The sequence below is a fragment of the Vibrio sp. S457-15 genome (genome assembly GCF_000960545.1).
Taxonomy (GTDB): domain Bacteria; phylum Pseudomonadota; class Gammaproteobacteria; order Enterobacterales; family Vibrionaceae; genus Vibrio; species Vibrio parahaemolyticus.
Window position 1 is genome coordinate 25068 of the sequence record NZ_JYOQ01000003.1, and the last position, 10142, is coordinate 35209.

General features: G+C 39.2%; 11 protein-coding genes. 7 read left to right on the forward strand and 4 right to left on the reverse strand.

What is annotated here, in order from left to right; genetic code table 11:
- Window positions 1–6 precede the first annotated feature (6 nt).
- Window positions 7–309 carry an urease subunit gamma gene (locus UF05_RS00105; RefSeq protein WP_045544999.1) on the reverse strand — a complete coding sequence of 101 codons (303 nt, stop codon included), beginning with the start codon at window positions 307–309 and terminating at the stop codon, window positions 7–9.
- Window positions 310–326: 17 nt separating this feature from the next.
- On the reverse strand, window positions 327–1169 hold the full coding sequence (locus tag UF05_RS00110; protein ID WP_045545000.1) for an urease accessory protein UreD: 843 nt from the start codon (window positions 1167–1169) through the stop codon (window positions 327–329).
- A 405-nt stretch (window positions 1170–1574) separates the two neighbouring features.
- On the opposite strand from UF05_RS00110, the gene UF05_RS00115 reads away from it, so the two are divergent.
- From UF05_RS00115 to trh2, 7 genes are all read left to right on the forward strand, one after another.
- Window positions 1575–3113 carry an ABC transporter substrate-binding protein gene (locus UF05_RS00115; RefSeq protein WP_029803334.1) on the forward strand — a complete coding sequence of 513 codons (1539 nt, stop codon included), beginning with the start codon at window positions 1575–1577 and terminating at the stop codon, window positions 3111–3113.
- Window positions 3104–4072 (forward strand): ABC transporter permease, encoded by a 969-nt coding sequence (locus tag UF05_RS00120; RefSeq protein WP_229652239.1) that lies wholly within the window; start codon window positions 3104–3106, stop codon window positions 4070–4072. The genes UF05_RS00115 and UF05_RS00120 overlap by 10 nt, the downstream gene beginning before the upstream one ends.
- Before the next feature lie 16 nt (window positions 4073–4088).
- The gene (locus UF05_RS00125; RefSeq protein ID WP_045545001.1) at window positions 4089–4889 is read left to right on the forward strand and encodes an ABC transporter permease; all 801 of its coding nucleotides are present in this window, start codon (window positions 4089–4091) and stop codon (window positions 4887–4889) included.
- Window positions 4877–5569 carry an ATP-binding cassette domain-containing protein gene (locus UF05_RS00130; RefSeq protein WP_045545002.1) on the forward strand — a complete coding sequence of 231 codons (693 nt, stop codon included), beginning with the start codon at window positions 4877–4879 and terminating at the stop codon, window positions 5567–5569. The genes UF05_RS00125 and UF05_RS00130 overlap by 13 nt, the downstream gene beginning before the upstream one ends.
- Complete coding sequence (locus UF05_RS00135; RefSeq protein ID WP_045545003.1) at window positions 5566–6192, forward strand: ATP-binding cassette domain-containing protein; 627 nt, start codon at window positions 5566–5568, stop codon at window positions 6190–6192. The genes UF05_RS00130 and UF05_RS00135 overlap by 4 nt, the downstream gene beginning before the upstream one ends.
- Before the next feature lie 146 nt (window positions 6193–6338).
- On the forward strand, window positions 6339–7187 hold the full coding sequence (locus UF05_RS00140; protein WP_021821911.1) for a helix-turn-helix transcriptional regulator: 849 nt from the start codon (window positions 6339–6341) through the stop codon (window positions 7185–7187).
- Window positions 7188–7615: 428 nt separating this feature from the next.
- The gene (gene trh2, locus UF05_RS00145) at window positions 7616–8185 is read left to right on the forward strand and encodes a TDH-related hemolysin TRH2 (protein WP_045545004.1); all 570 of its coding nucleotides are present in this window, start codon (window positions 7616–7618) and stop codon (window positions 8183–8185) included.
- A 380-nt stretch (window positions 8186–8565) separates the two neighbouring features.
- On the opposite strand, the gene UF05_RS00150 is transcribed toward trh2, so the two are convergent.
- Entirely contained in the window at window positions 8566–9435 is an 870-nt protein-coding gene (locus tag UF05_RS00150) for a hypothetical protein (protein ID WP_045545005.1), read from the reverse strand.
- Between the two features lie 256 nt (window positions 9436–9691).
- Entirely contained in the window at window positions 9692–10096 is a 405-nt protein-coding gene (locus tag UF05_RS00155; RefSeq protein WP_005484475.1) for an H-NS family histone-like protein, read from the reverse strand.
- Window positions 10097–10142 lie beyond the last annotated feature (46 nt).

Consider the following 10142-nt stretch of genomic DNA (forward strand, 5'->3'; position numbering starts at 1 on the left):
TTACTCCTACACAATTGGGTCATGGATCGATACGAGTTTAGTCCCATCAGGAAATGTACACTCGACTTGTATGTCAGTGATCATTTCAGGTACACCTTCCATGACATCTTCAGCGGTTAAGATTTTCCGCCCATAACTCATAAGCTCAGCGACCGTTCGACCATCACGGGCACCTTCCATAATCTCACAACTGATCAAAGCTATCGCTTCAGGGTAGTTAAGCTTTAAACCTCGTGCACGGCGTCGCTCCGCGACCAAACCTGCTGTAAAAAGGAGTAACTTATCTTTCTCTCTTGGTGTTAGTTCCACTGTGATACCTACAATCTTTACGTCGCCCAAATTCTTGGTATGTCAGGTACATAACCTAACCAGAGCTTGCGACATGTTTTCCAAATCAGGACTAAGCAGCCCATAATTTCCTCTGTCTGATGACCGAGTGCTCGAACAGTCAATAAACCATCAACATCTGTTAAACCGATTTCCAACGACTCTTTTGTTTGCATCAAGTAGTCTTGAATCGAGCAATGAACTAATTCTTTCAAAGCTTCACTTGCGGGATATATATACATAGCTCCAAGCATCGGAAACTCGCGCATTCCGGCCGCTTTAAACTTCGTACTATCTACACAGAGCGAATCTGCTAGTATAAGTTTGTCATCAACAAAGATTTTGGTTTGTCCGATGACATTACCGGATTCAAATGTCTCATTGAGCATTGGACGGCCAAAACACTGCATATCCCACCCAATAAAACGCGATGGCACCTTTAATGAAATGTTTGTTTCAAGTATTGCGGCAGCAGAGGGAAAAAAGATATTTTCGAGAGGTAGCCATTCTAAAAAAGCATCCTCTTCTACGCGTAAATTCTGTGCTTGGCGCGCAACCTCACCTATGCTGCGATAAAACTTGGTTGCTCCAGGCGTAGTAATCAAGGAGTGAGCACCTTCTTCAACCACAACATTGATGCTAAGTAAGTCCCCTGCAACAACACCACCTGGAGGGTGCAATAAATAGGTATGAGAGCTCCCGTGTTCGGGATAAAACGGTCGTTGCACCATTAATGGCCCAACTTGCTTCCTTTCAATAAGGCGAGTGATGCCTCTCTTCAATTGGTAACGCAGATAGATCTCTGCCACCCAACCCGATGACGAGCTGGACATATCAAACATACGAACCTCTGCCGATCCGACATAAAAATAAAGGAAGATCCCAACACTTCATATTAGAAAAAGAAAATGGGATTAAAAGAGAGAGTGGCTGCTTTCACACATTAGTACGGTGAAACATTGACGCTTTTACTCGCATTAATTCAATTGAATAAGTGCATTTTTTATCAGATGAAATAAAACGGTATTCGACTTGTTATCGCGCCGACAAGCCACTCTCTGGTCGAGATAATACATCCAGATTGTTGGGATTGGCACTTTGAAAAAATGACATAAAATATAGAAATAAGCCCATACAAACACTCACAAAACAAAATGAGCGAATATCTATATTCACAGATGTTGCAGCTTTGCCAATTGAACAATACTTTATCGCTCCAATTCATCTATGGAGTGTAAAATCAACAAATGAAAAAGCTACCCGTGCTTTTAATAGCTGCGCTACTCTGCGCTTTTTCTACATCTTCTTATGCGTCACAACCAAACACTTTATTTGTTGCTCTCGGGGACGAACCTGTAAAAGGATTTGACTCGGTCCTTGGTTGGGGAAAGTATGGAAACCCTCTCATTCAATCTACTTTATTGAAATATAATAAAAATTTTGAATTACAAGGCGATCTCGCTATTTCTTGGCAGCTATCTGAAGACAAGCTTTCTTGGTCTATCAAAATCCGCTCAGATATTCTTTTTAGCGACCTTTCTTCCTTAACAGCAGAGGACGTCGCATTCACATTTCTTCAAGCGAAGCGCACATTGAGTGCTCATGACCTGTCAAACCTAAAAGACGTCGTGGTGCTTTCTCCTACGCATTTACGCTTCGATCTAAAGAAGCCAGATATTACATTTATCGACCACTTTGTTTCTATAGGTATCGTGCCAAAACACGCCTACTCTAAAAACTATGCTCAATATCCAATAGGTTCTGGGCCTTACCAATTTGTTCAATGGAAAAAAGGCCAGTCTGTCACTTTACGTGTTAACCCAAACTACTATGCTAAGAAACCAGCTTTTAACGAGCTAGTGATTGTTTTTGGAAGCGAGTCCTCACGCTTTGCGTTGTTCAAAACAGGTCAACTTCATCTAACAACGTTACCTCAAAAATTCGTGAGCTCATTACCGAAAGAGAGCAAACTCTGGTCCATCAATAGTGTTGATAACCGCGGTATTGTCTGGCCAATGCACTCAACAAAAGAGGGAAATAAAGAAAGTGCGATTAGTAGCGATATTGCTATTCGTCAAGCCGTAGATCTGGCAATCGATCGCTCTGTTATTATTCAACAACTATTAAATGGATACGCACATCCAGCATACTCTGTTGCCGATGGCTTACCCTGGGGTCCAATGACTCCCTCAGAGCACCATTACGATGTAAAGCGAGCTCAGCAAACGTTAACCTCTGCTGGATGGATTGATAGTAACAACGACGGAATAAGAGAGCGTAACAGCATCAATGCAGAAATGACGCTCTACTACAAGGCCGGTGACAGTGTAAGAGAAGAATTAGCAATTACTATCAGTCAAATGCTAAAACCTATTGGCATCAAGTTAGACATTGTCGGTGCTGACTGGGACACTATTGCAAAACATATGCACAACAATCCTGTATTAATGGGATTTGGCAGTCATTCAGCCAATGAAATTCGGTCTTTATTTCACTCTGATTATGCGGGCGTGGATTTTTACAACTCTGGTTTATACCAAAACGAAGAGGTAGATCATTTAATCGATCAAGCTATTCATGCCTCTTCTTGGCAAGAGTCTCTGCCGCTTTGGCAAGAGTCTCAAAAGCTCATCGAAAAGGACTTACCTTGGACTTGGTTGGTCAACCTAGACCACCTATATGCTACCAATAAATGTTTGGACCTCGGCTCACCATTAACGGAACCTCACGCCCATGGTTGGCCACTAGTGAGCAACATCGCCGAATGGCGCTGGGTATGTCAATGAACCGCCACGGCTTATTGATGTTGCTGAGAACATTTCTGCTCCTCGTGGTAACGGTGATGGGCATCGTACTACTAGTATCTCACTCCCCGACCGATCCGGTTAACGAGTTCTTAGGCGGCAATGTATTTTCAGTTTCCAGTGAGCAAAGGGATAACATCGCGCATATTCTAGGTACGAATATGTCCGAACTAGATAGGCTCACCGATTGGCTTGTACAAATAACTCATGGGGAATGGGGATATTCAAACTATTACCAACAACCTGTTAGCGATGTGCTTAAAGAAAGAAGCGGTAATTCGCTTAACTTGTTGGTTTTCAGCTGGAGTCTGACCTTATGTTTTGGTTACGGTCTGGGGCTAGTAGCTGGACTTAAAAATAAAAGCGCACTAGGGAAATGTCTTTACTACGGCTCATGGATCTTATCTTGCTTACCCAGCTTTTGGGTCGGCATTATTCTCATTGCCATATTTGCACTTAAGTTGCACTGGTTCCCTGTAGGAGGAGCGACCTCATTGTCCATCGTTAACTCGACGTGGCAGGATAATTTACAACACATGATCTTACCTATCGTTTGTTTAGTTTTAGTTGGAATAGGCCCACTAATACTACACACCAAAGAAAAAGTAGTTTCATTACTTGATAGTGATTATGTCAAGTACGCGCAAATGCACCAAATACCAAAGAAGCGTTTGATCTGTCAATATTTAATTAAAGGAAGCCTTGTCCCTACAGTTACCTTACATTTTGCAGCTTTTGCCGAGTTGCTCGGTAACGCCGTGCTCATTGAAAGTGTTTTTAACTATCCCGGACTAGGTAATGCGTTTGTTTACTCTGGGCTAACGAAAGATAGTCATTTATTACTAGCATTAAGCTTGTGTACCACACTGATGATCGCCACCGGAAATGCATTCGCCAATATCATTCAGCGAATCAGCCAGCCTAGTAGCTTTCGTCCTTAAAATGAAAACACCTTTTATGAAAACAAAATCATACTGGTCAACATTTGCATTCATTGGACTACTGATTTTTGCTTACTTCTGGCCCAACTCAGGTCAAGAAATGAATTTGCTGGCTCGACTTTCCCCACCTAACTATTTGCACTGGTTTGGTACAGATTGGTTGGGCAGAGACATGTTCAGTAGAACTCTTAAAGCATTAATGCACAGCCTATCAATGACTGGAATCGCGATTTTTTTTAGTGCGATCATCGCTTTAATTTTAGCAATCATTGCAAACTTAAACCGTGGATGGAACATGCTCATCGATTTCATAGTGGATTGCGCACTGTCGCTGCCAAGCTTACTGCTACTGATGATTTTGACCGTAAGTTTTGGTAGCGGCTCACAAGGCGTCATGTTTGCTATCGCTTTAAGTCACTGGCCAAAGCTGACTCGTTTATGCAAGAGCGAAATTCAATCTCTTATGTGCTCTGACTATATCAGCCATGCTTTAAACTTCGGACACAAGAAAATCCATGTCATTTTACAGCATGCATTCCCACACGTACTGCCACAATGGATGACCGGAATGCTGTTACTTTTACCACATGGCTTGCTTCATTCAGCCGCTTTATCTTTTCTTGGATTTGGCTCAGATCCGACACGTGCGTCAATGGGGAAAATATTTGATGAAGCCAATTCTTACCTACTAACTGGGCAGTGGTGGTTAGCTATCTTACCCGGTTTGATGCTCGTCTTTACTATTATCTTATTGTCTCACTGCACGCGCGTGTGGGTACACAACAATCATTTGAGAGCCCCGTCATGCTGTCTATGAATAATGTGTCAATTTATCAACGTTACACACAAGAACACGTGTTAAGATCACTGACATTCTCCGTAAAACCAAATGAAATCGTTGCTCTCGTCGGCGAAAGTGGTGGTGGTAAAAGCTTGCTTGCCCAATTACTCATGAAAGCACTGCCAGATGACTTTAATTTCAGTGGTCAAATTGTCAACTCGTATTCCACTGCATTAATCGCGCAGCACGCGACGGCGTTAAATCCAGATTTAAAAATAAGACAACAGCTTGAGCTGTTTCGTTGCTCTCACATGCAATTATTGCCTCTCTTAAAAACGGTGGGGTTGAGTGAAGAGATAGTCAATGCCTACCCTTATCAACTCTCAGGTGGCATAGCGAAGCGCGTATTGGCATGCTTAGCTATAATGCAAAACTCTTCATTAATTATCGCAGATGAACCGACCTGCGGGTTAGACCCCGAGAGCTCGCAGCGCCTGATGGCACTGTTTCGCTCACTCAGTAAGTTGGGCAAAAGCTTTTTACTTATCAGCCATGATTTGCCATTGATGATGTCGATTGCAGATAGGGTCATCGTACTTGCTAATGGCGAAATCATTGAAGAAGTCTCGCCAAATCAAATCAAAAATGGTCATTGTGATTATTACACTAGTGCGCTCTGGCAAGCACAACCACAATTTTGGAGTCAAAAATTTTGATTAAGCTAGATACAGGCGTTTTTAAATATCAAAAGGCTTCCATTCACCTGCCATATTTGGAGCTTAAATGCGGAGAAGTTGTAGGGTTAACCGGACCAAGTGGCAGCGGCAAGTCTACAATCGCGAAATTAATAGCAGGGCATTTCCCACCACACCAATTAGAAAAGCAAACGGTTAAGCTGACAAAACCAACGGTTCAGCGTTATCAGGCGAACCCGGTTCAGTGGATTGGGCAACATTGTAAGTTTGCGTTTAATCCACGCTGGCCTTTGAGTAAATCTTTAAAAGAAGCCTATAAATCGAGGTGTTACACCAAGCAACTTGAAAATTACAAAATTAAACCTCATTTACTCCAACGTTTTCCGCATGAATTGTCGGGGGGCGAGTTGCAACGTTTCTATATAGTTCGAGCGTTAGCGCCGAGCACTCAATTCCTAATCTGCGATGAAGCAACAGCACAATTGGACGCAACAACTCAGCGGTTAATTTGGCAACAGTTGCTACAAGAAGTAAAGAGCCGCCAGCTAGGTATTTTGGTGATCTCTCACCAAATCGAATTACTCCAAGCTCTTTGCCAAAAAATAGTGATCATGCCTGAATCAAATGCGAACAATGGCATTTAGGCATCGACTAACTTTTATAGATGTAACGTATCATTGCGCTATTGTAGGAAATAAAGCATTAACTCATTATATACTTGCTTAGTTTTTAGTCGCATGGATGTTTTACTTTTTACTACCAGACAAGTTTTCAATAAAGATAAACAACTATGGAATACAAAAACATTCAATCATCCAAGTCATTTACACTCAAAGAGTTCTATGTTGAAAAGCACTACATTGTTAGCATTTCATTCGCAAAAGGGGATATTTGCATCAATGAACAACAGATTGATATAGACAATCCGTGCGTAGTCATCGTTCCGAAATACAGTCGCGTATCCTGCACTCTAACACCCAAATCTCCTCTACAATCAATGGAGGCTCACTTTCTAATCTTTACAGATGAAATGTTAAAGAGTGCTTTTGCTCGCCTAGTGAATAAACACCATCAATTTAATCGCCAACCGATGTATCAGCTGCCAACGCCTTTGTGCGTTGAACGTAACTTTCAGATAATGAAAGAGACTTACAACGCTGTCAGTGAGCATGCCCTACATATGCAACTTATGGAGCAAGGGTTATTCTTTATCTTATTGACTTTGAATGAGTCTGGAGTGGATGTGCACAATGTTTTTCACTTCAACTATGAAGAACCGAAAAAAGAGACTATCGCAAGATTGATAACCCAGGATCCACAAAGAAAATGGCATATTGATGATATCGCAAAACTATTATTTACCACACCATCCACCCTTCGCCGACATCTGCGCAAAGAGGGGATGGTGTTTAGTCAATTGTTACTGGATGTCAGAATGGGGTTAGCGCTAAACTTTCTTACATTTACCAACTATACCGTTTCTCAGATCAGTTATCGGACAGGCTTCGGTAGCTCTGCATACTTTTGCGACGCTTTCAAACGCAAATATTCCGTGACACCGCTGCAATTTCGAGTGCAATCTAGAGAAAATAATGACTTAAAAACACTAAAAAACTTAGCTATGACAAATAAGTATTGACAATATATTCGACTATTTCTGCTTTGATAGCAATTATTTGAACTTAATCTTCGAATCTCAAACAAAAGATAGCCCATGAGCATAAGTTATAATTCGGCTTTTGACGAGTCGTTATTCAGGTGCTTTAACAGTGCTCGAAACTCGACGATTGAAACATGGTCATCAAAAACTAACTTCGTTGATAACTAATCATTAAAAGGACAAATAAATTGACGGCATGTCATTCTCTACGTTCTGTTGAATACTTATAACTGTTGGGAATAACAAAATAAATATTTTTATTGCCCCCTAACTTAGCCATGATCGCCCCCTTAGAAAAACCTCACACCTTTTCACCATTAACCTTAATATTTCACTTCTATATTTTATGTTTATTTGCTTTCCTTTATCTCGAGCGATTTTGCTCAAGATCATATAAAGGATTAATTATGAAACTAAAACTCTACTTTGCTTTCAGTTTGCTATTGGTTTCAATATTTTCAGTATCTAAATCATTCGCGATTGATCTGCCATCAATACCTTTTCCTTCTCCAGGTTCGGCTGAACTGTTATTTGTTGTTAGAAATACAACAATCAAAACTGAATCCCCGGTTAAGGCAATTGTGGAGGACTATTGGACAAACCGAGACATAAAAAGAAAACCATACAAAGATGTATACGGTCAATCGGTTTTCACAACAGCAGGATCAAAGTGGTTAAGCGCCTATATGACAGTAAACATCAATGGTCATAACTATACGATGGCAGCTCTTTCTGGTTATAAAGATGGTATTTCTACGGTCTCCACAAAATCAGAGAAAACAAGCCTAAAGCAAGACTATTCCTCGGTAAAATCTTTTGTTGATGACAGCGCAGAATCAATACCAAGTATAACTTATTTAGATGATACATCAGAATACTTTGTTACTGTCGAGGCATATGAGAGCGGCAATGGACATATGTTTGTTATGTGCATTTCCAACAAATTATCATTTGGTGAATGTAAATCACAAATTTAAATGCTATAAATCACCATCTAGTTGGTGGTGATTTATATTTACATCCCAATCTATTGATTGGTGTTTATAAAAAACAAACCAAAACCTTATTAATATAATGCGTAGATTTAAATTATTTCTAAAAAAGCATTTGTTTTCATATGATTTTTTTGTTTTTATTGTTTATATCATATCAATATCTCTAATATTTTTATCTTTAGAAAATGAGACTACTATAAGAATAGTAGAAAAAATGATGTGTATATTTTAAACAACCACTCATTCCTTACTATCATTCCTGTGAAATATATTATACGTTCGTTTACATAAAATTTTTTAAAGGTTCTGACAGAACTCAGTCAAAGACCGTGTTCTGTCAGAACAAATACTAATCGTTGATATCAGTCCACTTCTGAATACAGTGTTTCTCTGACATCCTTCCTTTTTACAATATCAGATGCGGGTATAGTAGAACTTCTTATATGCTCTAATGGGATATTTTTACCATCATAAAAAACTCCATTTCCATGATATCCTGAAACCGAAATATCAGAATAGCCTCGAGACCAGATTTCATTAGAAATCAAATCTATCAACGACTTTTCTTTCCCAAAAATAGCCCTATGTAACATACCTTTATCACAATTTGCTTCTTGAATGTCCTTATCAGACATACTTACTGGTGCTCTTTTGTCTGCCGATTGACAACTAACAAACCTAATATCTTTAATGGTTGACAGTATTCCATTTTTTTCAAGAAGGTTTACAATATCTTCGACATTAAAGTATTGATCTCCACTTTTGATCACACCAACACCTGCACTGCCATGCCCTAATACGTATACTTTAGTATATTCAGTAAGGTCTAATTCATTTATTACTACATTTTTCTGTATTTTAGCCGCGTCAGATACTAAAGCCTCGACTATTAGATCACTAGAAACTTTTGGCCCCATTAAATGATTATTGTCTATATTTATTCTCTTAATGTCTTTTATAGATTCTTCAAAAAATTTTTTAGCATTGTTGTTTAGGAAAGCTGCAGTGTAAGGATCTTTCCTTTTTAAAACTCTAGGCAATTGCTGCCCTAAAATATTCAAACGTTCCTTTCCAAATCCTGATGATCCCAGCACAAGCATTAGTGACTTCGTTTTTTTTGGCACACTTTCCAAATTAGTTATTCGTTTAACTATTAAATTTTCACTACAATTACCTGATAGAGTGTTACTTGTGTTATGTTGTTTTAAACATCCGGTTAAAGAGATAGGCATTTTAAACCTCAATATTAATATATGAATTATTAAACATATCTATAGATTTCCTATTATATAATTATCAGTTTTAGTAATTTATTAATAGTGAATAATAATTATTTAAATTGAATTTACTCAAAAAAAAACAGATGCCTAACAACAGCTAAAATATAACCTTAAAATCAGATAGCGACTTTTAAGCACCAGGTAAATGGTGAGTTAATCAAAAAAATCCACCCATAAATTAAACGTGGGTGATTGTTGTTTACTTACTTCAAAGAGCAAAATCTAAAAGTTTTTTTCCTTCATCAAGAGCTTTTTGAATAACTAAAGGAGTTCTACCTTGACCAGTCCAAGTTTTCTCAACTCCGTTAGTATCAATATATTTGTATTTTGCAGGTCTTGGCTTACGCTTACCTTTCTTTTTCGGGGTAGTTGAAGAGAGTGCGGACAAAAGTTCATAAACATCCAAACCTTGCTCCTTAATTTGTCTAGCGATATCTGCTAGTTTTTCTTCTTTCTTAATTTGCTCAGCTCTAATAGCTTCTTCTTCTAAACGACGCTCCTCGACAACCGTTTTGAACTTAGAGTAAGCCTCCTCAAGTTCTGCGTTCGTAAGCTCGCGTAAAAGCGCACGTAAGCTACGAATATTAAGTAACGTTTTTTCCAATTCGCTCATGGCATCCTCAGGTGGGTGATAAAATATCAACTTTCTTTCATTCCAA

Bases quoted from the DNA above. Each gene is read 5' to 3' on its own strand.
- UF05_RS00155 (WP_005484475.1), bottom strand. From the start codon at position 10,096: ATGAGCGAATTGGAAAAAACGTTACTTAATATTCGTAGCTTACGTGCG.
- UF05_RS00150 (WP_045545005.1), bottom strand. From the start codon at position 9,435: ATGCCTATCTCTTTAACCGGATGTTTAAAACAACATAACACAAGTAAC.
- trh2 (WP_045545004.1), top strand. From the start codon at position 7,616: ATGAAACTAAAACTCTACTTTGCTTTCAGTTTGCTATTGGTTTCAATA.
- UF05_RS00115 (WP_029803334.1), top strand. From the start codon at position 1,575: ATGAAAAAGCTACCCGTGCTTTTAATAGCTGCGCTACTCTGCGCTTTT.
- UF05_RS00120 (WP_229652239.1), top strand. From the start codon at position 3,104: ATGTCAATGAACCGCCACGGCTTATTGATGTTGCTGAGAACATTTCTG.
- UF05_RS00125 (WP_045545001.1), top strand. From the start codon at position 4,089: ATGAAAACAAAATCATACTGGTCAACATTTGCATTCATTGGACTACTG.
- UF05_RS00110 (WP_045545000.1), bottom strand. From the start codon at position 1,169: ATGTTTGATATGTCCAGCTCGTCATCGGGTTGGGTGGCAGAGATCTAT.
- UF05_RS00130 (WP_045545002.1), top strand. From the start codon at position 4,877: ATGCTGTCTATGAATAATGTGTCAATTTATCAACGTTACACACAAGAA.
- UF05_RS00140 (WP_021821911.1), top strand. From the start codon at position 6,339: ATGGAATACAAAAACATTCAATCATCCAAGTCATTTACACTCAAAGAG.